A 23,453-nucleotide genomic window follows, 5' to 3' on the forward strand; every position below is an offset into this window, starting at 1 on the left:
GGGACCTGTGTCCCTCGCCGGGCGTCGCTAACGCGTCTCAAAAAAGGATCAGGGCGGCAATGCGATAAGGCGCCTCAGATCTTCCAAGCCGCGGTGCGTCCCGGCTGGACGGCGTCGGCAAGCTGATAGCCGCTTTCGCCGCCGAGGATATTGATGCCCTTGCCGTCCGGTGAGACGGGCCGCCAGGCGCCCGAGATATCGGAAGCGGGCGCGCCGGTATGTGCGAAACGGGCCCAGCTTGCCAGCATCAACTCGGACAGCCTGGCTTCGGCCTGGCCAGCTCCCACCTTGGCGCTGAAGAACGGGTGGCGATAGGTGCCGAAGACGAACGGGATCTCCGCCGTGTGCGGCACCCCTCGCGCCGGTGGCGCGAGGGGTTGATCGAATTCGTAGAGATAGGCAGGCTGCCCGGCCCGCGCATGGCGCCTGGCGGCCTCGAGCGCGCGCAGGCGGAAGACGATGTCGCCATACGCGGCAATCCCGAGACTTTTCGGATCACCGCTCCCGACCGGCGTCGCGCTGGACCGATAGGCCTCGACGATCTCAGCCACCGGCAGATGCGCTGCCTCCGGGCGATAGATCGCGACCAGATCGCGGATCATCGCCTGCAACTCGGCCTCAGTCTGCGGCGACTTCAGCCCGCCCACAGCCGTGCCGTCGGGATTGACCAGATCGTACCAGAACACGCCTTCGTCGCGGGTCGTGCCGATCAGCGCGGGGACGGCCGGCAATTGCCCGTCACGTGGCCAGGCCATCAATACCTTGCCATCGAGCACAGGCAGGATTGGCGGGCGCCCGAGCGAGCGCACCATGGCTGGATCGCGCGCCAGCTGAAGCTCGGCGTCGTGGAGCTGTCGGGCGGGAAGCTCACGCAGGCCGGCGATGCTGGTCCCGAGCCGCTTCGCCAGCGCCTCCGCATAGGCAGCCGCGGTGTCGGGCTCAGGAAATCCGGGGGCGCCGTGCAGCGAGCCGCTCTGGATAATGACCTTGTCGAACAGTCCGGCATTGGCGGGGTTCTGGGCGATCGTCGCGACGCTCTGCCCGCCGGCCGACTGGCCGAAGAGAGTCACCCGCGTCGGATCGCCGCCGAACGCGGCGATGTTGTCCTTCACCCAGCGCAGCGCCGCGATCTGGTCCTGATGCCCCCAATTCGCGAAGGTGCCCGAGCGCTCGTCCTTGAGCTCCGGATGTGCCAGCCAGCCCAGGACGCCGAGCCGGTAATTCACCGTCACCACGACGACGTCGCCGCGCGCGGCCAGTGCCGCGCCGTTCGTGCCGGCGACGAGGCCATGGCCGGTGCGCCAGGCGCCGCCATGGAGCCAGACCATCACCGGCCGCTTGCCTTGAGTAGAGGGCGTCCAGACGTTGAGGAAAAGGCAGTCTTCCGATTGCGGGTCGGCGCCGTCGTAGAGCCAGGCAGCCGCGCCCGCCAAGTTCTGGATCGAAGCTGCGCCCGGCTTGCCCGCGTCGCGTACACCAGCCCAGGGCGCGGCCGGCTGCGGCGCGCGATAGCGTAGCGGTCCGACGGGGGCGGCGGCGTAGGGGATGCCGAAGAAGGCGGTGGCGCTTTCTTGCATCAGGCCCTGCAGTTTGCCACTCGCGGTCTCGACCACCGGCATGTTCTGCCCCAGCGCCCTAGCGGAAAGCGTGCTCGATAGACCCACGAGAACAGTCCTTCGATCGATCCGAAACATCGCCAAACCCTCCCTGGCAGGTCGAATATATTTTAAGCTTGAAATATTTCGGCGCGCAAGTGAAGTCGCTCAATCAGGATCGACGCGTCACTCCGGCCGGCTGTCGGCGGCCTTGCACCGGCCGAGACCATCGTCTGGGTCAGGAGGCAGTTCGCCGGAATTTGACCCGAGCGACCGATGCCAACGCCGCCCGGCGCGCCAAGGTGGGCGTTGAGGGCGTCCCCGTCTTTGCTCGGAACCACACCGTCATCCTGGGCGAAGCGAAGCTTCGACACAGGGATCCATCGTAGGGAACCGCGCTCTACGATGGATCCCGGAGCTGCGCCGCTTCGCGGCTTGTCCAGGATGACGCGGTGGTTCCGAGTATGAACAGCTCGCCGCAAAAGGCCCGACGCACCTTGAAACCGTGCAGCTTTGCGGCCAAATCGCTCGCTGCGACGATGATCCGTTCAAAGAGCTTTTCAGCATGACCGCCACCACCACCGAGAACCGCAGTTTCGAAGCCGACGTCTCCCGCCTTCTCCATATGATGGTGCATTCGGTCTATTCGGACCGGGACGTCTTCCTGCGCGAATTGATCTCCAACGCCGCCGACGCCTGCGAGAAGCTGCGCTACGAAGCGATCGCCAGGCCGGAGCTGATCGGCGACGATCCAAAGCTCGCGATCACGATCGCCGCCGATGCCGAGGCCGGCACGCTCTCGATCGCCGATAACGGCATCGGCATGACCCGCGACGAGATGATCGAGGCGCTCGGCACCATCGCCCGCTCCGGCACCCGCGCCTTCATGGATCGCGTCGAGGCAGCCCAGGGCAAGGAGGGCGCGCAGCTCATCGGCCAGTTCGGCGTCGGCTTCTATTCCGCCTTCATGGTGGCGGGCCAGGTCGAGGTCGTCAGCCGCCGCGCCGGCGGCGAGGAGGCCTGGCGCTGGTCCTCCGACGGCAAGGGCGAGTTCTCCGTCGCCCCAGTCGCGCTGGAGGAGGCCCCTGCCCGCGGCACGCGTGTCACCCTCTCGCTGCTCGACGACGCCAAGAGCTATGCCGAGCGCTGGACGCTGGAGCGCATCGTCAAGGCGCAGTCGGGCCATGTCCCGGTGCAGATCTCCCTCGTCGACAAGCCAGGCGCCGAGGCGACCTCGCTCGCCGACGGCGCCGCGCTCTGGACCCGGCCGAAAAGCGAGATCAAGCCCGAGGAATACGCCGACTTCTATCGCAGCGTGGCGGGCCAATACGATGAGCCCGCCGCGACGATCCATTTCCGCGCTGAGGGACGTCACGAATACACCGCGCTCGCCTTCGTGCCGGGCGGCAAGCCTTTCGATCTCTTCGACGCCGACCGCAAGGGCCGGATGAAGCTCTATGTGAAGCGCGTCTTCATCACGGATGAAGCCGAGCTCCTGCCGCGCTATCTGCGCTTCGTGCGCGGCCTCGTCGACACCGCCGACCTGCCGCTCAACGTCTCCCGCGAGATGATCCAGGACAGCCCGCTGCTGAGCGCGATCAAGAAGGGCGTGACCAACCGCATCCTTACCGATCTCGGCAAGCTCGCGGAGCAGGATGGCGAGGCCTTCACCAAGATCTGGGAGAATTTCGGCCCCGTCATCAAGGAAGGCCTCTATGAGGATTTCGAGCGGCGCGAACAGTTGCTCGGCCTCGCGCGCTTCAAGACGACCACCTCCGGCGACACGTGGCGCAGCCTCAAGGACTATGTCGCGGCGCTGAAGGAGAACCAGACGGCGATCTACTACATCGCCGGCGACGATCCCGCGCGCATTGCCGCCTCGCCCCAGCTCGAGGGCTTCCGCGCCCGCGGCATCGAGGTTCTGCTGCTGAGCGACCCGGTCGACAGCTTCTGGGTCTCGAACGCGCCCGACCATGACGGCAAGCCGTTCAAATCCGTGACGCAGGGCGCGGCCGATCTCGGCCTGATCCCGCTGCTCGACGGCGAGGCGAAGCCGCAGCTCGAAACCAGCGCCGAGGTCACAGCGCTGCTTGGCGCGATGAAGCAGACGCTGGCGGCTGAGGTCGAGGATGTGCGCGCCTCCGACCGCTTGACCGACAGCGCAGTCTGCCTCGTCGCGACCGATAAGGGCCCCGACCGGCAGTTCGAACGGCTGCTCTCCGCCGCCGGCCGCCTCGACAGCGCCGCCAAGCCGGTCCTCGAGGTCAATCCGCAGCATGAGCTGATCATCCGCCTCGCCGGATCGCAGGATGAGCCGCTGCGCAGCGATATCGCCCACCTGCTGCTCGACGAGGCGCGTATCCTCGATGGCGAGCGGCCGACCGACGCCAAGGCCTTCTCCGACCGCCTGACCCGGCTGATCTCCAAGGGGCTGGCCTGAACGCGGCCGCGCCGAGAGCGCTTTCGAGCGAAGTGGATACCGGTTCGCGTGAAGAAAACGCGTTAAAACTAAGGTCTAGAGCAGGATGCGAAAAAGCGGGAACCGGTTTTTCGCATCCTGCTTTAGCGCGCTGTTCAGGCGAAGTTGAACAGCGCCTGGGGATTGTCGACCAGCATCAACTGGCGCTCGCGCGAGCCGGGCGCGATCTCCGTCAGCAGATCGACGAGGTCGCCATCATCCGGCATCGGCCCATGCAGGTTCACATGCGGCCAGTCGCTGCCCCAGAGCATGCGCTCGGGCGCATGCCGGGCAAGGCTCGTCGCGATCGGCATGGCGTCGCGATAAGGCGACCCCGCAACTGACAGCCGGTCTGCACCGCTGAGCTTGAGCCAGACATGGCCCGTATCGATGAGGCGCTTCAGCGCCGCGATGCTCGGCCCGCCCGGCCCCTCCGCCAGGGGCGGCCGCGCCATATGGTCGACCACCACAGGCGCCGCGATCGAACCGATGAAACCCTCCTGCGTGACGATGTCATGGCCGGCGACATGGATCGCGACATGCCAGCCGAACGGCGCGACCTTGGCGATGATCGTCCGCATCGCCGCGAGATCGGGCTGGCCGCCCAGATGCGTCAGGAAGTTGAAGCGGACGCCGCAAATGCCGGCGGTGTCCAACGCCGCGATCTCACTCTCCGTGCAATCCGGCTTCAGCAGCGCGACGCCGCGATAGCGCCCGGCACCCTCGGCCAGCGCGGCGAGCAGCGGGCGATGATCGAGGCCATGCCCCTGGCTCTGGACAATCACGGCACGCGCAATGCCGAGATGGTCGTGCAGTCGCCGCAGCGCCGTCTCGGGCGCGGCATTGGGGGTGAAGCTGCGCTCGGGCGGCAGTGGGAAACGGTCGAAGGGGCCGTAGATATGGCAATGCGCGTCGCAGGCGCCGACCGGCAGCGCGAGGGTCGGCTTGCGCGGGTTGGGGTTCGGCGGCGGGCCGTCCGGCTTCGGGGTCGTCATTGTCAGGTCCTCATAGCGTTTTCGAGCGAAGTGGGTTCCGGTTCGCGTGAAGAAAACGCGTCAAAACAAAGGATAGAGCGATGTTCGATCCAATCGGATCGAACATCGCTCTAGTCGCAACGCGCGGTCATGCCGCCATCGACGACAATCTCGGTTCCGGTGATGAAACGCGCCTCGTCGGAGGCCAGGAACAGCGCCGCATGGGCGGTGTCGCGCCCGTCCCCCATGAAGCCGAGCGGAATGCGGGCGACGCGGGCTGCAAGCAGCGCCGCGACATCGCCATCGGCGCGTTGGCCGGCCAGCCGCGCCTCGACCATCGGCGTGTGCATCTGGCCCGGCACGACCGTGTTCACCCGGATACGCTTGGGCGCGTATTCGACCGCCGTGACCCGCGAGAACTGGATGATCGCAGCCTTGGCCGAGGCGTAGCCGACCTGCGCCGCGCCGGTCCAGCGCAAGCCCGAGGTCGAGGCGGTGTTGACGATCGCGCCACCGCCATTCGCCTCCATCACCGGGATGACATGCTTGCAGGCGAGGAAGACGCTCGACAGGTTGAAGTCGAGCTGGCGGCGCCAGTTTTCTTCCGACAGCGCCACCGCCCCGCCTGGCGCCGAGCCCCCGACATTGTTGACGAGGATATCGATCGTCCCGAAGGCCTCGCGGCAGGCCTGCACGGCCTTTTCGAGCTGCGCGCTATCTGTCGCGTCGCAGAGATGGGTCGCGATCGTGCCGCCGGCCTCTTCAGCCCGCGCGACCGTCTCGGCCATGGTCTCGGCCGTGAGGTCGAGCGCAAAAACCTTCGCCCCTTCGCGTGCGAACAGCACCGCCGCAGCGCGGCCATTGCCCCAGCCCGGCCCGACGCAGCCCGCCCCCGTGATCAGCGCGACCTTGCCGGCAAGACGCCCCGCCCGCACCGTCACGGTTCCAGCTCCGGCGCTTCACCTTCGGGTAGGCCGATCTCGAAGGCATTCAGCGTCATCGAGACCAGCGTGTAGTAGCCGAGCACGCCGACGAGCTCGACCACGCCGGCCTCGCCGAGCTCGCGCACCGCCGCCGCATGCACGGCTGCGGGGACCGTGTGCGTCTCGTGCAGCGCCATCGCGTAGTCATAGACGGCCTGCTGGGCCGGGGCCGCGAAATCCGGCGTCTCCCGCCTGGCGATCGCGGCCACGACTGCCGGGTCGAGGCCCGCCTTCAAGCCCTCGCGCTTGTGGACGAACCATTCGTAATGCGAGGTCCAGCGCCGCGCCGTCACCAGGATGGCAAGCTCCGAAAGCAGCGGGCCGAGGCTCGTATCATAGCGCAGGAACTCGCCGAGCCGCTGGGCCCGGGCGCCGAACTCCGGGCTATGCAGCCAGGCCCGCAGCGGCGCCGGAACGCGCCCGCGCTTGCCCGAGGCCGCCTCATCCGCGACGCGTCGCTGCGCCTCGTTCATCTCGTCTGGCGTGAAATCCTTGATACGCATGCGTTTGCCTCAGTCACGCCGATAGGGAGCATAGAGATTGAGCAGTTTTGCGCCGTGCCTGCCTGCTATGGCGAACGCAGCCTCGACCCGCTCGAAACCGACAGGACGCGAGAAGGCGGCAAGCAACCACAAGGCGCCGGCCGTATCGCGGAACAGGCGCAACCGGCTCAAGCCATCGAGCCCGGCGCCGGCCTGAAGCAGCGCCTCGACGCTCCCCTCATCCGCCCCGGGATACTGCGCGACGCAGAGGCGCGCGACCTCGCCCACGGGCGGAGCCAGCGCGTCTCCGGGATGAAGCTGCTCGGCGACGACCCGTCGCCGCCCGATGGTGCGCGGCAGCAGGCGCTTGCTCCAGGGCGTGGAATTCCCTCCCGAGACGGCGGCGTATTCGGGCGTCGCGAGCGCCTCGACGGAACTCAGATCGTAGATCGCAAGCCAGCGCGGCCAGCCCGACAGGCAGACCCAGCGCGAGGCGCTCTCGAAGCCGGGCAGGCCGCGCCGCTGCGGAAAATGCTCGCTGTCATACCAGTCGTTGAACTCCTCCTCGAATGCGGCGGGGGGCTCCATGGCGACGAGCAGCAGGCCCTTAGACATGGGCGTTCTCCGAGACCGGCTTGAGACCGTCGGCATGCCGCGTCAGGAACGGCACGAGCTGCGACGCCATCGCCGGCGCGGCCTGGACCGGCATCAGATGCCCGCTCTCGATCGTCGCGAAGGCAGCGTGCGGGATCGCGCGCGCCATCGTCTCGACCTCGGCGGGCGGGCGCAAGAGGTCGTGCCGGCCGGCAAGGACAAGGCAAGGCATCGTCAGCGACGGCAGAGCTTCCGCCACCCGCGTCCCGGCCAAGGCGGCATTGGCCATCGCATAGCTCTCGGGATCATTGGCGAGGAAGCGCTCGCGATAGGTCTCGAATGCAGCCCTGTCGGCGCGCAGCGCTTCCGGATAGGAGCGGTCCAGGCTTGCCTCGACGATCGCGGCCATGCCGTTGCAGCGCGCGAGCCTGGCGCGCCGGTCGAGATAGGCCTTGCGCTCCGGCGGAACCGAAAGCGCCGGCGCACACAGGGCCAGTGCTGCAACGACGGCCTCGTCGCGCGCCGCGTAGGCCACCGCGATCGCAGCCCCGGCCGCAACGCCGACAAGCAGGCAGCGCGGACCGAAACCGGTCACCGCGACAAGCCCCGCGAGGTCGATCGCGTGATCCTCGATCGACAATGCCGCGGGCTTGCGGCTCGACCCGCCGGCGCCGCGCTGGTCGTAGCGCAGCACGCGGAAATGCCGGGTCAGCAGGGGCAGCAGCCCGTCGAAGCTCTCCAGAGCCCCGCCGAGCTCGTGGATCAGCACCAAATCCGGCCCCTCTCCGCTGATCTCGTAGCGAAGCTCGCAGGAGCCAAGCGATGCGACAGACATGAGAGCCACGCCTCAATTGGTCTTGATGTTCGCCGCCTTGACCACGGCCGCCCATTTGTCGATCTCGCCCGCGATATAGGCGGCGAATTCCTCGGGCGTGTTGGCGACGACGATCGCGCCTTGCAGAGCGAGCTTGTCCTTGACCTCGGGCGAGCGCAGCGCCTCGACCAAAGCGGCATGGAGCTTGTCGACGATCGGCTGCGGCGTCGCGCGCGGCGCCACGATGCCATACCAGTTGTCGGCGACGACCTTGGGCAGGCCGAGCTCCGCCGTTGTCGGCAGATCGGGCAGGCTCGGCGAGCGCGTGGCGCTGCCGATCGCGATCGCCTTGATCGTGCCGGCCTGGACATGCGGCAGCAGCACCGCGATATCCATGAACATCAAATCGACCTGCCCGGCGATCAGATCGGTCACGGCCGGCGCCGCACCGCGATAGGGCACATGCGCCATGTCGACCTGGCCATATTGCTTGAGCAGTTCGCCAGCAAGATGCGGCATGCTGCCGGCGCCGGACGAGGCGAAATTCAACGTGCCGGGCTTGGCCTTCGCCAGCGCCAGCAATTCGGGCAGGGTCGTGACCGGCACCTTGGAGCCAACGACCAGCAGTTCCGGGACGCTTGCCGCCAATGTCAGCGCTCGCAGGTCCTTGCGTGGGTCATAGCCGATCGCCTCTTGCATGCTGACGCTGATCGCGAGCGCGCCCGCCGTGCTGATCCCGATCGTGTAGCCGTCAGGCTCCGCCAGCGCGACCGCCTTGGTGCCCACCGCCCCGCCTGCCCCGGCGCGGTTGTCGATGACGACCGATTGCTTGACGATCGCCTGCATCCTCTCGGCGACGGCCCGCGCGATCGTATCGGCAGGTCCCCCGGCGGCGAAGGGCACCACGAGCCTGATCGGCTTGCTCGGAAAGGTCTGCGCAGTAGCCGCCTGGGCCAGCAGCATACCGGCCATCACAAGCCAGCCGCAAAATCTCGCCTGCATCATCGTCCCTCCCCCCAGGAATGGTCGTTGCCGCTCTTCCGGCGGCCCCATCGAGGCCCCGACTCTGGCAGGAGAGGCGCAGCGACGCCAAAACCATGTTGGAATGGCCAGCCATGCCGTGACGGCATGGTTTGGATCTCTTATGCTCCCGCGGCAATTCGGAGAGAGCGCTTGGATTCCCGCAAGCTCGGATATTTCGCCAGCGTCGCGCGCGCCGGCAGCTTCAGCCGCGCCGCCGAGGAATTGCGGATCGCGCAGCCCGCGCTCAGCCGGCGCATCCGCGAGCTCGAGGACGAACTCGGCCAGCCGCTCCTCGTCCGCCATGGCCGCGGCGTCCGCCTGACGGCGCTGGGCGCAAGCGTGCTGCAACGGGCCGAGGAGATCGAACATCTGCTGGCCCAGATCAAGACCGATGCCCGCCAGGACCGCCCTGCCCTGCGCGGCACGGTCTCGCTCGGCCTGCCACCGGCAGCAGGCCTGCTGCTCGCACCGCCTTTGGCCGCGCATATGGCACAGGCCTATCCCGAGATCGTCCTCAATCTGCGCGAGGGCGTGAGCTCCCTGATCCATGAATGGCTGGCGGAAAAACGCATCGATGTCGGCCTCGTCTACAATGCGATGCCGGTCGACGGCTTCCGGATCGTGCCGCTGCTGCGCGAGCGCATGGTGCTCGTCGGCCCGCCCGACGATACGCGCAGGATCGGCGAGACGCCGGAGATCCGCATCAAGGACATCGCCGGGCTGCCCTTGATCATGCCGAGCCTGCCGCACAACAACCGCCGGGTGCTCGAACAGGCGGCGGCGCGCCATGAGGTCCGGCTCGCCATCCGCTCCGAGGTCGACAGCGTCGCGCTGACCAAGGCCATGGTCCGCGTCGGGCAAGGCTATACGATCCTGACCCATGCCTCCGTCCAGGCCGAGGTCGCGCGCGGCGAGCTCAGCCGCCGCGCCATCGACAACCCGCCGATCCTCGCGACGCTGGCGCTGATCATGCGGCAGAGCACGCTCGCCGAGCCGCTAGCGCGCCAGCTCGGCGCGGAAATCGAGAGCCTGCTGACCGGTCTCTGCGGAACCGAGGCCTGGCCGGGGGCAACCCTGATCCCTCCAGCTCAGGCCGCAACGCCGAAGCGACGGCGATAATCCGCTGGCGCGAGCCCGGTGACGCGCTGGAACAGCTTGCGGAAGGCCGAGGCATCGCCATAGCCCACCTCCCAGGCGATCTGCGCGACGGGGCGGCGGCTGCGTTCGAGCGCCTCGCGCGCCCTCGCGATCCTGATGTGCTGGGCATATTCCGTCGGGCGCAGGCCGGTCGCCTTGCGGAAGCGGCGCAGGAAGGTCCGCTCCTCCAGCCCGGCGCGCGCCGCCAGCGCCGGCACGGCATGGTCCCTGGCGCCCGTCGCCTGAAGCCAGTGCTGCACCTTCAGCACCGCCGCATCGCCATGGTCGAGGCGCGGCACGAAGCGGCCAAAGGGCTGCTGCGCCCGCCCCGGCGGATCGATCAGCAGGAAGCGCGCAGTCTCCAGCATCACGCCTGGTCCCAGCAGGCGCTCGACCAGGGTCAGGCCGAGATCGGTCCAGGCCAGGATGCCGCCGGCGGTGATGATGTCGCCCTCGTCGATCACCATGCGATCGCTATCGACGCGGATCGCCGGGAAGCGCGCCGCCAGCGCCTCTGCGAAGGCCCAATGCGTCGTCGCCTCACGGCCCGCGAGCAATCCGGTCTCGCCGAGCAGGAAGGCGCCGGCGCAGACCGAGCACAGCGTCGCCCCCTCACCATGGCGCTTGGTCAGCCAGGCGGCGAAGCCCGCCATCGATTGCATCTTCCCCGGCATCACCAGGCTCGGCGGGGCGATCAGATGGCCGGGCCTGTGCGCCGACCCCGGATGGCTGTCGAAGACGCATTCGACTGCCCCATCGTCTTGCGCCACCAGCCTCCAATGGCTCACGCGGATCGCAGGTGCCTGCGGTTCGCCATGCGCCGCGCTCATCTCGCTGGCGATGCGGAACAGGTCGGTCAGGCCATGGACGGCCGCCAATTGCACATCGGGATAGAGCACGAGCCCGATTTCGGCTTTGATCCTCGGAGCAGTCGTCATGCTGTCAGTTTCGCCTCGCAGAATGTCGGTTCCGCCAAGCGGCAGCATGCAACGGCGCGGCTATACCGTCCACATCGCGGGCGGCGATCCCACCGCCCCGGCAAATCGAAGGGACCAGATGATGAGCACGATCACCACCCGTGACGGCACGGAAATCTACTACAAGGATTGGGGTTCCAAGGAGGCGCAGCCGATCGTCTTCCACCATGGCTGGCCGCTCAGCGCCGATGACTGGGACAACCAGATGCTGTTCTTCCTCGAACAGGGCTACCGGGTGATCGCGCATGATCGCCGCGGCCATGGCCGCTCGACACAGACCGCGACCGGCAATGAGATGGACACCTATGCCGCCGACGTCGCCGAGCTTGCCGAGGCGCTCGATCTCAGGAACGCCGTCCATATCGGCCACTCCACCGGCGGCGGCGAGGTCGCCCATTATGTCGCCCGCGCCAAGCCCGGCCGCGTCGCCAAGGCGGTGCTGATCGGCGCGGTGCCCCCGGTGATGGTCAAGTCGGAGAAGAACCCCGGTGGCCTGCCGATCGAGGTCTTCGACGGCTTCCGCGCCGCGCTCGTGGCCAACCGCGCGCAGTTCTACATCGATGTGCCCGCCGGCCCGTTCTACGGCTTCAACCGGGCAGGCGCGACGGTTTCCCAGGGCGCCATCGACAACTGGTGGCGGCAGGGCATGATGGGCGGCGCCAAGGCCCATTACGATTGCATCAAGGCCTTCTCGGAGACCGATTTCACCGAGGATCTGAAGGCGATCGACGTGCCGGTCCTGATCCTGCACGGCGATGACGACCAGATCGTCCCGATCGCGGATTCGGCGCTGCTCGCGGCCAAGCTGGTGAAGCACGGCACGCTCAAGATCTATGAAGGCCTGCCGCACGGCATGTGCACGACCCATCCGGACATCATCAATCCGGACCTGCTCGCCTTCATCAAGGGCTGATCTCTCGCAGCAAAGCAGCCTCGGCTCGTCGGGCCGGGGCTGCTGGGCAGGGTCGAATTGGCGTTGTTGGCGCGGCCCTGCCCCCTTCCGACGAGCCAGCGGCCCGGCCGCAGTGCTCAGAAAGAACCATCCGTGGATGTGGACAGCGCCTCATGGGCGTGCACTTCCGCGATCCGCCCCTCAAGGGCGGGCATCGCTGCCGCAAGGGCATCGCTGCCGGCAAGGAACTGCTTCGGCGGGTTCTCCATCCCGGCGATCGTCACGAGGACATCGCCGAGCTTGGCCGGATCGCCCTGCTGCTGGCCGTCATAGCCCGACCACATCGCCTCGGCGCTGCCCTCAGTGGCGTAGTCGGCGATCGAACTCGTGGCGTAGTTCGCATTGCCGGCATCGAGAAGATCCGTGCGGAAGAAGCCCGGCGCGACCGTCGTGATCTTGATGCCGAAGGGCTCGACCTCCTGCGCCACCGCCAGCGACAGGCCCTCGACCGCGAATTTCGTCGCGCTATAGGCGCTGCAATGCTTGAAGCCGACGACGCCGGCGAGCGAGCTGATGTTGATGATGCGGCCCGAGTTCTGCCTGCGCATGACCGGCAGGACCGCGCGCAGGACGAACATCACACCGTAGAAATTCGTCGCCATCAGGCTTTCGATCTCGGCCGTGCTCAACTCCTCGAAATTGCCGAGCAGGCTGTAGCCGGCATTGTTGACGAGCACGTCGATGCGCCCGAACGCCTTGACCGCCTCTTCGACCGCCGCCTTCGCCTGCGCCTCGCTGGTGACATCCAGCGCGACGAAGGCGATGCTCTCGCTCCCGACATCACTGAGCGCCTTGCGGACCTTGTCGAGATTGCGCCCCGTCGCGACGACGCGGTCGCCGACTTTGACCGCCGCTCTTGCGGTTGCGGCACCGATACCGCTACCCGCCCCGGTGATGAACCAGGTTTTGCTCATGTCGAACTCCTGTCGCAGGTCGGGCGCGCCCGACCTGCCTTTGTCTTTGTGCCGTGTCAGGCGAGGTTGAAGGGCAATTGGCGCAGCGGCTTGCCGGTCAGCTGCGCGATGGCATTGGCAAAGGCGGGAGCCAGAGGCGGCAGGCCGGGCTCGCCCATGCCGGTTGGCGGGTCGGCGCTGGGCACGATATGGACCGCAAATTCGGGCGCGTCGGTGATGCGCGCCACCGTGTAGTCGCCAAAATTGCTCTGCTCGACGACGCCGTCCTTGAGCGTGATGGCGGAGCCCGGCAGGCACATCGACAGCCCCATGACGGCAGCGCCCTGGACCTGCGCCTCGACGCTGCGCGGGTTCACCGCAAGATTGCAGTGCACGCCGGAGGTGACCTTGTGCAGCACCGGCTGGCCGTCCTTGACCGAGGCCTCGACCACATAGGCGACGACGGAATCGAAGGATTCATGCACGGCGACGCCCCAGGCCCGCCCGGGCGCGAGCTTCGTCTTGCCATAGCCGCTCTTGTCGACCGCGAGTTGCAGCGCCGCGCGGTGGCGCGGATGCTTGTCGCCGAAGAGCTGCATGCGATAGGCGACCGGATCCTGCCTGGTGGCGCGGGCGATCTCGTCGAGCAGCGTCTCCATCACGAAGGCGGTGTGGGTCGAGCCCACGCTGCGCCACCACAGCACCGGCACGTTGAGCTTGGGGTGGTGCACGGTCAGGCGCATCGGCAGCGGATAGGGCTCGCGCATGCCTTCCGTCGCCGTGGCGTCGATGCCGTCCTTGACCTGGAAGGCGCCGAACACGGTCCCGGTGGTGATCGACTGGCCGACGATCACATGGTCCCAGGCCAACACCTTGCCCTTGTCGTCGAAGCCGATGCGGGCGCGGTGCAGATGCATGGGGCGATAGAAGCCGCCCTTCATGTCGTCCTCGCGGCTCCAGACCGTGCGTATCGGCGCATTGAGCCCCGCCGCGCGCGCCGCCCTGGCGATCATGCAGGCCTCGACCGCGACGTCGCTGGTGCTGGAGAAGCGCCGGCCGAAGCCGCCGCCCGCCATCTGCACATTGACCACGACCTGCTCCGGCTTGAGGCCGAGCGCCTTGGCTGCCGCGCCGGCATCGAGCCCGGCGCATTGGCTGCCCATCCAGATCTCGGCGCGATCATCGGAAAGCCGGACCGTGCAGTTGAGCGGCTCCATCGCGGCATGAGCGAGATAGGGGAAGACGAATTCGGCCTCGATCCGACGGGGCGCGGTGGCAAGCGGGGCCATGTCGGCCTCCATCTTGCGCGGACCGGGCTGGTCGGCGAGCTCGCGGTACTGGGCGAGCTGCCTTTCGCTGTCGACCTTCTCGACTTTGGAGGTGTCCCATTCCAGTTTCAGGGCATCGCGGCCCTGGGTCGCCTGCCAGTAACCATCAGCCACCACGGCCACGCCCTCAGCGCCGCCGTCCAAAGCTACGCGCAGCACGGCCTTGACGCCCTTGACGGCGCGCGCGGCGCTGTCGTCGACCGATGCGAGGCGGCCACAGAACACCGGCGGGCGCGCCACCACGGCGGTCAATTGACCGGGCAGCCGCATGTCGATGCCGAAATCCTGCTTGCCGCTGGTCTTTGCCTGCGCATCCAGGCGCTGCGTCGGGCGGCCGATGATGCGGAAATCCTTCGGGTTCTTCAGCGTGACCGCCTCGGGCACCGGCAGCGCCATGGCCGCCTCCGCCAACTCGCCATAGCCGGCCTTGCGGCCACCCGGCCCGAGCACCGTGCCAGCCTGGGTGCGCAAGGTCGCGACATCGACCTTCCAGCGCATTGCTGCCGCGTTCAGCAGCATGGCGCGGGCCCGCGCGCCGAGCTCGCGATATTGCGTGAAGCTGTTCTTGATCGTGTGCGAACCGCCGGTGAGGTGGATGCCGAAGAGCGGGTCGGCATAGGCCATGTCGTTGGTGCCGTGCCGGCTGCGCACCAGGCTCCAGTCGGCGTCGAGCTCCTCGGCCAGGATCATCGGCAGGCCGGTATTGACGCCCTGGCCGAATTCCAGCCGGTTGATGGTGACCGTGACCTCGCCATTCCCGGCGATCTGCACGAAGGCGGAAGGCAACTGCGTCGGCTTCAGGGCGCTCGCGGCCGCGCCGACCGGCTGGCTCAGCGCGACATGCGGGAAGGCGCCGAGCGCCAGCCCGCTGGCCCCGGCAAGCTTCAGGAAGCTGCGGCGCGGCAATGTCGCGGGAGCAGGTTGGTCCCGCTCGATCAGGCGCTGCAGGACGCGGGGCAATTCGCTGTAGTCGATATTGTGCAGCATGACGGCTCCTTCAGACGAGGGCGCGGGAGGCATCCGCCACAGCGGCGCGGATGCGGGCATAGGTACCGCAACGGCAGATATTGCCCGTCATGGCCTCGTCGATCTCGGCGGGGCTCGGTTGCTTGCCGCGAGGCAACGATTTGAGGAACGCGGTCGCGCTCATGATCTGGCCGCTCTGGCAGTAGCCGCACTGGGCAACGTCATGCTTGACCCAGGCCGCGTGCACGGCCGCGCCGACACGATCGGTGCCTGATGTCACGGCCTCGATCGTAGTGATCGCCTTGCCCACGGCCTCGGAAATCGGCGTGCTGCAGGAGCGGATGGCCTCGCCGTCGAGATGCACCGTGCACGCGCCGCATAGCGCAGCACCGCAGCCGAACTTGGTGCCGGTCATGCCCAGCGTGTCGCGCAGGGCCCAAAGGATCGGCGTGGCGGGGTCGGCGTCGACCGCGTGCTCACGGCCGTTGATGGTGAGCGCAATCATGGCTGGCCGGTTCTCCGTAGGTTGTGCCGCGTTATCGCCCAGGCATGGCAGGTCGTGTCGAAACTGCGGGCGATCAGATGACCTGCTCGCCCCTCGGCGCCTGATTGGCGGTTTGCGCGCCTTGCTGCTGCCGGGCTTGGCGTTTGCGTGACGCCCGCTTCGATGAGGACGAAACTAGCTCTTCCGGCCGCACCGGATTAGATGGGATAATCCGCATAGGCTTAGAAGTGGATTTTCTGAATGCGCCGGGAGAACGTGAACGACCTCCTCGGCTTCATCGCGGTGGCGCGCGAACGGAGCTTCACCAAAGCAGCCGCCAAGCTTGGCGTGTCCCAGTCCGCGCTGAGCTATACCATCCGCACCCTGGAGACGCGGCTAGGCCTTCGGCTGTTGACCCGAACGACCCGCAGCGTCTCCTTGACGGAGGCGGGAGAGCGGCTTCTCCACAGCATCGGGCCGCACTTCGACGAGATCGAAAGCGAGATTTCAGCGCTCAACGCATTGCGCGACAAGCCGGCGGGAACGGTCCGCATCACGACAGTCGAGCATGCGGCGGAGACGATTCTCTGGCCCGCAATGGCAAGGCTCCTGCCGGAATATCCCGACATCAACGTCGAGATCATCAATGACTACAGCCTGATCGACATCGCAGCCGAGCGCTATGATGCAGGCGTGCGGCTCGGCGGCGATGTCGACAAGAATATGATCGCGGTGCGCATAGCGCCTGATTTCCGCGTGGCGGTCGTGGCAGCGCCGTCCTACTTCGAGACTCGGCCACAGCCCCTTGCGCCGCAGGATCTGACCGAGCATTCCTGCATCAATCTACGCCTGCCGACCCATGGCGGATTCTACCTTTGGGATTTCAGGAAGGACGACCGAGAGCTCAGGGTCCGCGTCCAGGGGCGGCTCGTCTTCAACGCCGTGGCGATGATCCGACATGCCGCACTTGAGGGGCTGGGCCTCGCCTATCTGCCGGAAGACCTGGTGGACACGGCCATTCAGGAGGGCCGGCTGGTACGCGTTCTCGCCGATTGGTGCCCACCACGACCGGGCTATCACCTATACTATCCGAGCCGCCGCCAACCCTCGCCGGCATTCTCGCTCGTGGTGGATGCCCTGCGCCAACGCGCCTGAATTGACTGGCTTCGAAGACTGGATGAACTGCGATGGCACCCTCGGCCCTGCGCGTGCCTTGAAACCTCCGCCCAAGCGTCCAAGGTTGCGAGCCGCTGCGCGTATTGCTCCTGTGCAATGCCGAGAGGAGCTTCGCCGAGAACAATTCAATCCCGCCACTCGGCGGCTTTTATGACTCCTCTGGACCGGGCATGCACCTCAACGCAGCTGGTCCCGACGCGATGCAGAGGCCAGGTTCCTCATGCTTGCCGCACCGCATTCAATGCGCGTCCGACGTCCCGTGCCAGGACGGAATGAATCTGTGAGATGACGGCGGCACCTTCGCCGACAGCGGCGGCGACCCGCTTTGTCGAGCCGGCGCGCACATCCCCAACGGCAAAGATGCCTGGGCAACTGGTTTCGAGCGGCAGCCGCTCGCCGTCACCGGCGCGCTCCCCGGTGAGGACGAAGCCCGTCGCGTCGAGCGCCACGCAGCCGTCGAGCCAGTGCGTATTGGGATCGGCGCCGATGAACAGGAAGAGGTGGCGCGACGTGCACTCCCGGATCGCACCCGTCCGGCGGTCCCGAAACCTCGTCCCGGTCAGGCCTGTCGCCCGGTCGCCGTGCAAATCGACGATCTCGCTGTCCACATGCAGTTCGACATTGGGCAAGGCCGCGATCCGATCGATCAGGTACCGGGACATGGTCTGCTCGAGGGGGCGGCGCACCACCAGGTGCAGATGCCTGACCTGCGGTGCGAGATAGGCAACCGCCTGGCCCGCCGAGTTGCCTCCGCCGACCAGGACGACATCCTCGCCGGCACAAAGCCGCGCCTCGACGGGCGAGGCCCAGTAGGAAACGCCGGCCCCTTCCAGCGCTTCGATGTTGGGAATGTCGGGCTGTCGGTAGCGCGCTCCCGAGGCGATCACGATGGTGCGCGACCGTGCAGTGCCACCGTTGCTGAGCTCGAGGGTGAACGGGGCTTCCGCATCCGCTCCGTGACAGCGGAGTAATTCGACGGTCAGCGGAATGGCGAGCTCGGCGCCGAACTTCGCCGCCTGATTGAAGGCCCGACCCGCGAGGGCTTGTCCGGAGATGCCTGTGGGAAAGCCGAGGTAGTTTTCGATCCGGGCGGATGCGCCCGCCTGGCCGCCGAAGGCGCGGCTGTCCAGGACCAGGACGGACAACCCTTCGGATGCGCCATAGACGGCAGTGGCAAGCCCGGCCGGCCCGGCCCCGATGACCGCCACGTCATGGATGGTCTTCGGATCGAGATCCGGTGTGATGCCGAGACAGGACGCGGCATCCGCATTGCTCGGGCTTCTGAGCACTGTGCCGTTCGGGCAGATCATCAGCGGCAGATCTTCGGGGGCGACGCCGAGCCGCTCGACCAGTTCGCGCCCCTCCGGCTCGCACGCAGCAATGACGGTGTGGGGGTAGCCGTTGCGGGTCAGGAATCCCGACAACCGGACGATGTCCGGATCATCCCGGCGCCCGACCAGGATCGATCCTGCGCCGCCGGTCTGCCCTTCCTCGATCAGCATGACGCGCCGGAGGATGAAGGCGCGCATGATCGTTTCACCGACATCCGCCGATCCGATGACGAGCGCGCGGAGATGCGGCGCATCAAAGGGGATCGCGACCGCACCAGCGTCACCCGCCACGACCGACATCAGGGATGGACGGCCCGAGAGCTGATTGGTCTCGCCGGTGAACTGGCCGGGACCGTAGGTCGTGACCAGCGACGACCGGCCGGCTGCGCCGCGTCGGATCGCGTCAGCCGAGCCATCGAGAAACAGCCAAGAGGGGGCGTCGCGGGCGCCGATCTCATAGACGATCTCACGTGGGCCGAAGCGGCGCGGTGCAGCGCTCGCGAAGCGACGCGCCATCGCGATCTGAAGGGCCGACAGTGTCGGAAAAATCTGCTCTCGCCGAGCCTCGCCGATTGCCATGGGGTGACCTCCCTATCGGGCCTATGCCACTTCTCGTGCGCGACAGCATCCGACCAGATGAGGAGCTTGACCGCAATCACGCGGGCGCGAACTGCGGCGCCTTCGGCAAGGTGAGCGCGAAGACGAGAAGGCCCAGAAGACGAGAAGGCCCAAGAGCGTCAGCCCAAAGCCCGCCCATACCGCGGACAGCAGGCCGTAGCCGACCGTAATCGTCACGTTGCCCGCCCAGGCGTCGATGGCGTTGGCGATGTTGAGCGCCGCGAAGTTCATGGCGCCCATCAGCGTGGGCGCCTCCGGAGCGAAGCCCGTCAGGCGCACCTGAATCGTGAGGATGGCAGGCAGTGGGAAAAATCAGGCAAAAACGCAATAAAATCAGCAGCGCTTGCTGGAGATGGTGGGCCGGGCCGGACTCGAACCGGCACCGGCGCTGTTATGAGCAGCGAGCTCTAACCATTGAGCTACCGGCCCACACCCCGCGTAACATCGCAGCTGCGCTTCGAGCAAGGCCGGTCTGAGCGCAATGACCAGTTTGAAGACATGCGCAAAAGGATTGGCGTCTGATGATTTAAGCGGGAACCACTCCGTCATTCCGGGGCAGGCCGCAGGCCTGAGCCCGGAACCCAGAACCGATGAGCTCGATCAGTGAAGCTCACCATGTGAGCGCATTATGGAGGACCGACATCGGCTCTGGGTTCCGGGCTCGATCCTTCGGATCGCCCCGGAATGACGGCGGTGGTTCAAAATCAGGTCGTCACGCTCCAGCACAAAACGCAAGTTCCAGCGCAAAACGAATGCCCCGCCGCCTTGCGGCAGCGGGGCGTGAAGAGCGTCGCCTTGGGGGTCGATGGCTGGTCTCAGGCGGCTTCCGCGATCCGGAGGTCCTCGCCATGGTCGGCGATATGGCCCTCGCGGAACTTGAAGCGGCCGATATGCTCGGTCAGCGCGCGGGTCTGCTCGTCGGTCAGGGCCAGCGCCGCATTGGTTTCCTCGACCAGCGCCGCGTTCTGATGAGCCATGGTGCCGATGCCGTCGATCTCGTGGTTGATCGCAGAGACATCGGTGGCCTGGCTCCTGGCGGTCTGCGAGATGCCGTTCATCAGCCCGGTCAGATCGTTGACCGAGGCGACGATGGCCTCGAACATCGCCGAGGTCTCCTCGACCAGGCCGACGCCGACCTTGACGTCGCCATGGGCGGCCTCGACCAGCTTCTTGACGTCGTTGGAGGCGTCGGCCGAGCGCTTGGCCAGGCTGCGCACCTCGGTCGCGACGACGGCGAAGCCGCGCCCGCTATCGCCGGCGCGAGCTGCCTCCACCGCCGCATTGAGCGCCAGCAGATTGGTCTGGAAGGCAATCTCGTCGATCATCGCGATGACCTCGGAGATCTTGTTCGAGGAGGAGCGGATGCGGTGCATCGCCTCCAGCGCGGAGGCCACGACCTTCTCGCCCTGCTGGGCCTGGCTTTCGGCGCCCTCGGCCATGCCGGTCGCCTGGGCGGCTTCGGCTGCCGTCTTCTTGACGGTGCCGGCGAAGGCGGTGAGCTGGTTCGTCGCCATCGAGACGGCGTTGCTCTCCTCGCTGGTGCGCTCGGCGAGGTCGGTCACGCCGTCGAGGATCTCACTGGTGGCGCTGCGCACGGCCGCAACCGTGTTGGAGAGCCGCGCCAGCGTGCTCTCGAACTCTTCCGCCAGGCTGTTGGTGCCGTTCTTGAGTTCGGCGAAGGCGCCCTGATAGCGCCCCTCGACGCGGGTCGAGAGATGACCGACCGAGAGCTCGGCCAGCACGCCGCAGGTTTCCGACAGGCCGGTCTGGACGGTCTCGAGCAGCGCATTGACCGAATCGGCCAGTGCGTTGAGCTCGGCATCGGCGAAGGTCGCGGCGACACGCGGGTTGAAATCGCCGGCGGCGGCAGCGGCGACGACCTCGCCGAAGGCTGCGCCGAGCTCGGCCATCATCTCGCGGCGCTGCTGCTGGGCCTTTGCCTCGTCCTCGATCTTCGCCGCTTCCGCCGCGCGCAACGCGACCGCATTGTCGCGGAACAGCAGCACGCTCTTGGAGATGTCGGCGATCTCGTCATTGCCCTTGGTCTGCACGACCGTCTCGAGCTGGCCGTCGGCGATCGCGCGCGTCGCGGCCCAGAGCCGGTTCAGACGGCCGACGATCATCGGGCGGACATAGAGCAGCGACAAAGCCAGCGCGACGAGGAGCGAGCCGATGCCGACCGCGCCAAGCCAGAGCTTGCTCTGCTCGATCAGCGTGCGGGTCGAAACGCTGGAGGCGAGAGCCTCGCCGCGCGCGCTCTTGACGAGCTTGTCGACCTGCGCACGCAGCGCCCCGGCCGCATCGCCGACGCCGCGCAGGCTCGCATTGATCCCCTCCTGCGTGGAGAGGTCGCGCTGGCGCACGCTGAGGACGCCTTCGCTGCCCTCGCCGACATCGATCACCGTGTTGATGGCGCCGACGCGCACCTTGTTGGGGACCACCTTCTCGATCGCCGACAAATCCTTGCGGATGCGCGCCACGATGGCGGTGAAGCGGTCGCGGGCCGCGCTCAGCTTTGCCTTGTCGTCGATCTGGGCGATCTCACGCAGCAGGCCGATCAATTCATTGACCTGCGCCTCCAGCTTCCGCGCCAGGTCGAAGGCCTGGAAATCACGCTCGATCAGCCCCTGGATCGAGGCATTGAGATCGTCTCCGCTCAGGCCTTTGACGCTTTCCATCCCCATCAGGATGTTGAACCGGGCCTCATCTGCCTCGGCCCCGACCACCCCGACGAAAACGCCGCGCGCCTTCGACAATTGTTCGAGCGAGGCGTGCATCGCCGCCGCATTGCGCAGCCGCTCTCCGGTCAGGTCGTTGATGTCGTTGATCTGGCGCGACAATTCATCGACGCCGGTCTGGATCGGCTTCATGTCGATGGCGTCGAGCTCGGCGATGCGGCGGATGAGGTCGAACTGGCGCGCCTCGATTGTATCGAGCTCGCCGGTCAGCTTCGCGCGCTGCTGCACCGTGGTGACATCCATGAAACGGGGCGCCAGCGCCGTCGATTGCGTCGCCGCCTGCGAAAGCTCGAGCGAAAGCTCCACGGTCGGCATCTTGCGCTCGACCGTCGCGGTGACGGTCTGGTTGACGCGATCATAGGAGAACCATGCCACCAGCGAGGCCACGATCGTCAGCACCGTGAGCAGGCCGAGCGCCGCATAGATGCGCGCAGCGATGCCGATGCGAAGCGGCGTGCGCAGGCGCGCGGGCTTCGTAGCCTTGGTCATGAATTGCTCTCCGAAATGCTGACGCAACGCGTGGAAAGAATCAGGAAATAAGGACAGAAAGCGGCAGACCGCACCGCCGGCAACCTGCCGCAGGTTCGCGTAGAGCGAGAACCTCGCGACGATCGCGCATGCGTGCACGGCCCCGATTTCAGAAGGCAGGACAAGGCCTTCCGAAGATCAAGATCGCGGAGATGCACTTAAGGAACGTTTAAGCGGGCGGATTCTTCTGAATCACTTGCCTGCACCCGCGCTTCAGCATTTGTTAGGTTGTGCGGCGGAAGCGAGGCGGCGGGCGCGAGGCTTAGCCTCACGCCTCCTGCGGCTTTGGCACCGGTCTTGGCCGGCCCTCCTCGTCGATCGCCACGAAGGTGAAGGTCGCGTCGGTGACCTTCTCGTGCAGCGTCGTGCGGAAGCGGCGCGCCCAGGCCTCGACATGGATCTTCATCGAGGTCCGCCCGACCGACTCGACCTCGGTATAGACGCTGAGCACGTCGCCGACCTTGACCGGCCTGAAGAAGGTCATCGCATCGACCGCGATCGTGACGACGCGCCCTTGCGCCCGGTCCACCCCGGCGATGCCGCCGGCGGCGTCCATCCGCGACATCACCCAGCCGCCGAAGATGTCGCCATTGGCGTTGGTGTCGGCCGGCATGGCGTTGATGCGCACGGTGAGACTGCCGCGCGGTGCTTCATCTTGCGTCAGGCCCGGCTCAATCATCGTTGCTCTTCCCCTCTTCGACATGGAAGGAATGGAGCACACGATGCAGCACCGGCGCCAGTACGAAACCGGTCGCGATCACCACGAATAATCCCGAGAACAAGGCATAGGCGCCGGCGAAGAGCTTGCCGCCGTCGGTCTTGAGCTGGTCGACGGGGCCCATGCCCGACAGGATCATCGCCGCATTGACGAAGCCGTCGATGGCGCTCATCCCCTCGGTCGACATATAGCCGGCCATGCCGATCGCCATGCCGATGATGGCCATTCCCAGCCAGAGCAGGATGGCGCGGCCCAGCCGCAGCGCGAAGCGGCGCACGGGGATGAGCTTCTGCCTGCGGTGCTCGAACTGCGTCAGGCCCTTCATCGCCGCTCCCTTCACGCCTTGCCGCAAGCCTTGCCGGTTGAGCCGACATTCGACACGCGGCATGCTGCATCACGCGCAGCGAAGACCGTGGACGATATCTAGAGCACTTCCGCGTTTCTCCGAAACGCGGAAGTGCTCTAGCTCCTTGTTTTATCGCATTTTCTTCACGCGAACCGGTGTCCACTTCGCTCGAAAATGCTCTGGGAGGAACGCCATGACCACAGCCCCCGCCATGATCTGCGTCTCGCTGCGCTATGCCGATGCACCGAAAATATACGACTGGTTGATCGACGCCCTGGGCTTCGAGAAACACGCCGCCTACTACGCGCCGGATGGCAAAACCTTGCTGCATGGCGAAC

19 protein-coding genes, 1 tRNA gene and 1 pseudogene are annotated in these 23,453 nt (G+C 66.9%); 4 read left to right on the forward strand and 17 right to left on the reverse strand.

Annotation, left to right across the window (positions count from 1 at the left end):
- Nucleotides 1-74: 74 nt before the first annotated feature.
- The gene (locus BMZ97_RS06925) at nt 75-1,664 is read right to left on the reverse strand and encodes a carboxylesterase/lipase family protein (RefSeq protein WP_175525457.1); all 1,590 of its coding nucleotides are present in this window, start codon (nt 1,662-1,664) and stop codon (nt 75-77) included.
- Nucleotides 1,665-2,160: 496 nt separating this feature from the next.
- Here BMZ97_RS06925 and htpG point away from each other — a divergent pair, with 496 nt between their 5' ends.
- On the forward strand, nt 2,161-4,035 hold the full coding sequence (htpG, locus tag BMZ97_RS06935) for a molecular chaperone HtpG (protein WP_092168673.1): 1,875 nt from the start codon (nt 2,161-2,163) through the stop codon (nt 4,033-4,035).
- A 134-nt stretch (nt 4,036-4,169) separates the two neighbouring features.
- Here htpG and BMZ97_RS06940 read toward each other — a convergent pair whose 3' ends face one another.
- The 6 genes from BMZ97_RS06940 to BMZ97_RS06965 all read right to left on the reverse strand — a co-directional run bounded on the left by BMZ97_RS06940 (nt 4,170) and on the right by BMZ97_RS06965 (nt 8,902).
- On the reverse strand, nt 4,170-5,048 hold the full coding sequence (locus tag BMZ97_RS06940) for an amidohydrolase family protein (protein WP_092167028.1): 879 nt from the start codon (nt 5,046-5,048) through the stop codon (nt 4,170-4,172).
- A 110-nt stretch (nt 5,049-5,158) separates the two neighbouring features.
- Nucleotides 5,159-5,962, reverse strand: a complete 804-nt coding sequence (locus BMZ97_RS06945) for an SDR family NAD(P)-dependent oxidoreductase (RefSeq protein ID WP_092167030.1) — start codon at nt 5,960-5,962, stop codon at nt 5,159-5,161.
- A 2-nt stretch (nt 5,963-5,964) separates the two neighbouring features.
- Entirely contained in the window at nt 5,965-6,513 is a 549-nt protein-coding gene (locus BMZ97_RS06950; protein ID WP_092167032.1) for a carboxymuconolactone decarboxylase family protein, read from the reverse strand.
- 9 nt (nt 6,514-6,522) lie between these two features.
- Nucleotides 6,523-7,107: a hypothetical protein gene (locus BMZ97_RS06955; protein ID WP_092167034.1), complete on the reverse strand. Its 585-nt coding sequence runs from the start codon at nt 7,105-7,107 to the stop codon at nt 6,523-6,525.
- The gene (locus tag BMZ97_RS06960; protein ID WP_092167035.1) at nt 7,100-7,921 is read right to left on the reverse strand and encodes an alpha/beta fold hydrolase; all 822 of its coding nucleotides are present in this window, start codon (nt 7,919-7,921) and stop codon (nt 7,100-7,102) included. The genes BMZ97_RS06955 and BMZ97_RS06960 overlap by 8 nt, the downstream gene beginning before the upstream one ends.
- Before the next feature lie 12 nt (nt 7,922-7,933).
- Nucleotides 7,934-8,902: a Bug family tripartite tricarboxylate transporter substrate binding protein gene (locus BMZ97_RS06965; protein WP_092168676.1), complete on the reverse strand. Its 969-nt coding sequence runs from the start codon at nt 8,900-8,902 to the stop codon at nt 7,934-7,936.
- A gap of 171 nt (nt 8,903-9,073) precedes the next feature.
- Between BMZ97_RS06965 and BMZ97_RS06970 the strand changes: the two genes are divergently transcribed.
- Nucleotides 9,074-10,042 (forward strand): LysR family transcriptional regulator, encoded by a 969-nt coding sequence (locus tag BMZ97_RS06970; RefSeq protein ID WP_175525458.1) that lies wholly within the window; start codon nt 9,074-9,076, stop codon nt 10,040-10,042.
- Here BMZ97_RS06970 and BMZ97_RS06975 read toward each other — a convergent pair.
- A complete protein-coding gene (locus BMZ97_RS06975; protein ID WP_092167039.1) occupies nt 10,012-10,998 on the reverse strand; it encodes a GlxA family transcriptional regulator in 987 nt (328 codons plus the stop codon). The two genes, BMZ97_RS06970 and BMZ97_RS06975, sit on opposite strands and share 31 nt — an antisense overlap.
- A 121-nt stretch (nt 10,999-11,119) precedes the next feature.
- Here BMZ97_RS06975 and BMZ97_RS06980 point away from each other — a divergent pair, with 121 nt between their 5' ends.
- On the forward strand, nt 11,120-11,950 hold the full coding sequence (locus tag BMZ97_RS06980; protein ID WP_175525459.1) for an alpha/beta fold hydrolase: 831 nt from the start codon (nt 11,120-11,122) through the stop codon (nt 11,948-11,950).
- A 116-nt stretch (nt 11,951-12,066) separates the two neighbouring features.
- Here the strand turns inward: BMZ97_RS06980 and BMZ97_RS06985 are convergent, their stop codons facing one another.
- From BMZ97_RS06985 to BMZ97_RS06995, 3 genes are read right to left on the reverse strand one after another with little or no spacing between them, the layout of a single operon-like run.
- The gene (locus BMZ97_RS06985; protein ID WP_092167042.1) at nt 12,067-12,903 is read right to left on the reverse strand and encodes an SDR family oxidoreductase; all 837 of its coding nucleotides are present in this window, start codon (nt 12,901-12,903) and stop codon (nt 12,067-12,069) included.
- 56 nt (nt 12,904-12,959) lie between these two features.
- Nucleotides 12,960-15,197: a xanthine dehydrogenase family protein molybdopterin-binding subunit gene (locus BMZ97_RS06990; protein WP_092167044.1), complete on the reverse strand. Its 2,238-nt coding sequence runs from the start codon at nt 15,195-15,197 to the stop codon at nt 12,960-12,962.
- Nucleotides 15,198-15,207: 10 nt separating this feature from the next.
- The gene (locus BMZ97_RS06995) at nt 15,208-15,681 is read right to left on the reverse strand and encodes a (2Fe-2S)-binding protein (RefSeq protein ID WP_092167045.1); all 474 of its coding nucleotides are present in this window, start codon (nt 15,679-15,681) and stop codon (nt 15,208-15,210) included.
- 240 nt (nt 15,682-15,921) lie between these two features.
- Between BMZ97_RS06995 and BMZ97_RS07000 the strand changes: the two genes are divergently transcribed.
- Nucleotides 15,922-16,815, forward strand: coding sequence for a LysR family transcriptional regulator (locus BMZ97_RS07000; RefSeq protein WP_092167047.1), 894 nt, complete (start codon nt 15,922-15,924; stop codon nt 16,813-16,815).
- Nucleotides 16,816-17,054: 239 nt separating this feature from the next.
- Here BMZ97_RS07000 and BMZ97_RS07005 read toward each other — a convergent pair whose 3' ends face one another.
- The 6 genes and pseudogenes from BMZ97_RS07005 to BMZ97_RS07030 all read right to left on the reverse strand — a co-directional run bounded on the left by BMZ97_RS07005 (nt 17,055) and on the right by BMZ97_RS07030 (nt 23,157).
- Nucleotides 17,055-18,746 carry a cyclic nucleotide-binding domain-containing thioredoxin-disulfide reductase gene (locus tag BMZ97_RS07005; RefSeq protein ID WP_092167049.1) on the reverse strand — a complete coding sequence of 564 codons (1,692 nt, stop codon included), beginning with the start codon at nt 18,744-18,746 and terminating at the stop codon, nt 17,055-17,057.
- A 135-nt stretch (nt 18,747-18,881) separates the two neighbouring features.
- Nucleotides 18,882-19,088, reverse strand: a pseudogene (locus BMZ97_RS07010) (MFS transporter); the annotation flags it as partial.
- Nucleotides 19,089-19,138: 50 nt separating this feature from the next.
- Nucleotides 19,139-19,214: transfer RNA gene (locus BMZ97_RS07015), tRNA-Ile, on the reverse strand.
- A gap of 386 nt (nt 19,215-19,600) precedes the next feature.
- Nucleotides 19,601-22,012: a methyl-accepting chemotaxis protein gene (locus tag BMZ97_RS07020; RefSeq protein WP_139221169.1), complete on the reverse strand. Its 2,412-nt coding sequence runs from the start codon at nt 22,010-22,012 to the stop codon at nt 19,601-19,603.
- A gap of 307 nt (nt 22,013-22,319) precedes the next feature.
- Nucleotides 22,320-22,730, reverse strand: coding sequence for an acyl-CoA thioesterase (locus tag BMZ97_RS07025; protein ID WP_092167052.1), 411 nt, complete (start codon nt 22,728-22,730; stop codon nt 22,320-22,322).
- Nucleotides 22,723-23,157, reverse strand: a complete 435-nt coding sequence (locus BMZ97_RS07030; RefSeq protein WP_244546287.1) for a hypothetical protein — start codon at nt 23,155-23,157, stop codon at nt 22,723-22,725. The genes BMZ97_RS07025 and BMZ97_RS07030 overlap by 8 nt, the downstream gene beginning before the upstream one ends.
- Between the last annotated feature and the right edge of the window lie 296 nt (nt 23,158-23,453).

This window comes from Allobosea sp. OK403 (assembly GCF_900113835.1).
GTDB lineage: Bacteria > Pseudomonadota > Alphaproteobacteria > Rhizobiales > Beijerinckiaceae > Allobosea.

Excerpts from the sequence above, each read along its gene's own strand:
- htpG (WP_092168673.1), top strand. The coding sequence starts at position 2,161 with ATGACCGCCACCACCACCGAGAACCGCAGTTTCGAAGCCGACGTCTCC.
- BMZ97_RS06940 (WP_092167028.1), bottom strand. The coding sequence starts at position 5,048 with ATGACGACCCCGAAGCCGGACGGCCCGCCGCCGAACCCCAACCCGCGC.
- BMZ97_RS06950 (WP_092167032.1), bottom strand. The coding sequence starts at position 6,513 with ATGCGTATCAAGGATTTCACGCCAGACGAGATGAACGAGGCGCAGCGA.
- BMZ97_RS06955 (WP_092167034.1), bottom strand. The coding sequence starts at position 7,107 with ATGTCTAAGGGCCTGCTGCTCGTCGCCATGGAGCCCCCCGCCGCATTC.
- BMZ97_RS06960 (WP_092167035.1), bottom strand. The coding sequence starts at position 7,921 with ATGTCTGTCGCATCGCTTGGCTCCTGCGAGCTTCGCTACGAGATCAGC.
- BMZ97_RS06965 (WP_092168676.1), bottom strand. The coding sequence starts at position 8,902 with ATGCAGGCGAGATTTTGCGGCTGGCTTGTGATGGCCGGTATGCTGCTG.
- BMZ97_RS06975 (WP_092167039.1), bottom strand. The coding sequence starts at position 10,998 with ATGACGACTGCTCCGAGGATCAAAGCCGAAATCGGGCTCGTGCTCTAT.
- BMZ97_RS06980 (WP_175525459.1), top strand. The coding sequence starts at position 11,120 with ATGAGCACGATCACCACCCGTGACGGCACGGAAATCTACTACAAGGAT.
- BMZ97_RS06985 (WP_092167042.1), bottom strand. The coding sequence starts at position 12,903 with ATGAGCAAAACCTGGTTCATCACCGGGGCGGGTAGCGGTATCGGTGCC.
- BMZ97_RS06990 (WP_092167044.1), bottom strand. The coding sequence starts at position 15,197 with ATGCTGCACAATATCGACTACAGCGAATTGCCCCGCGTCCTGCAGCGC.
- BMZ97_RS06995 (WP_092167045.1), bottom strand. The coding sequence starts at position 15,681 with ATGATTGCGCTCACCATCAACGGCCGTGAGCACGCGGTCGACGCCGAC.
- BMZ97_RS07000 (WP_092167047.1), top strand. The coding sequence starts at position 15,922 with ATGCGCCGGGAGAACGTGAACGACCTCCTCGGCTTCATCGCGGTGGCG.
- BMZ97_RS07005 (WP_092167049.1), bottom strand. The coding sequence starts at position 18,746 with ATGGCAATCGGCGAGGCTCGGCGAGAGCAGATTTTTCCGACACTGTCG.
- BMZ97_RS07020 (WP_139221169.1), bottom strand. The coding sequence starts at position 22,012 with ATGACCAAGGCTACGAAGCCCGCGCGCCTGCGCACGCCGCTTCGCATC.
- BMZ97_RS07025 (WP_092167052.1), bottom strand. The coding sequence starts at position 22,730 with ATGATTGAGCCGGGCCTGACGCAAGATGAAGCACCGCGCGGCAGTCTC.
- BMZ97_RS07030 (WP_244546287.1), bottom strand. The coding sequence starts at position 23,157 with ATGCCGCGTGTCGAATGTCGGCTCAACCGGCAAGGCTTGCGGCAAGGC.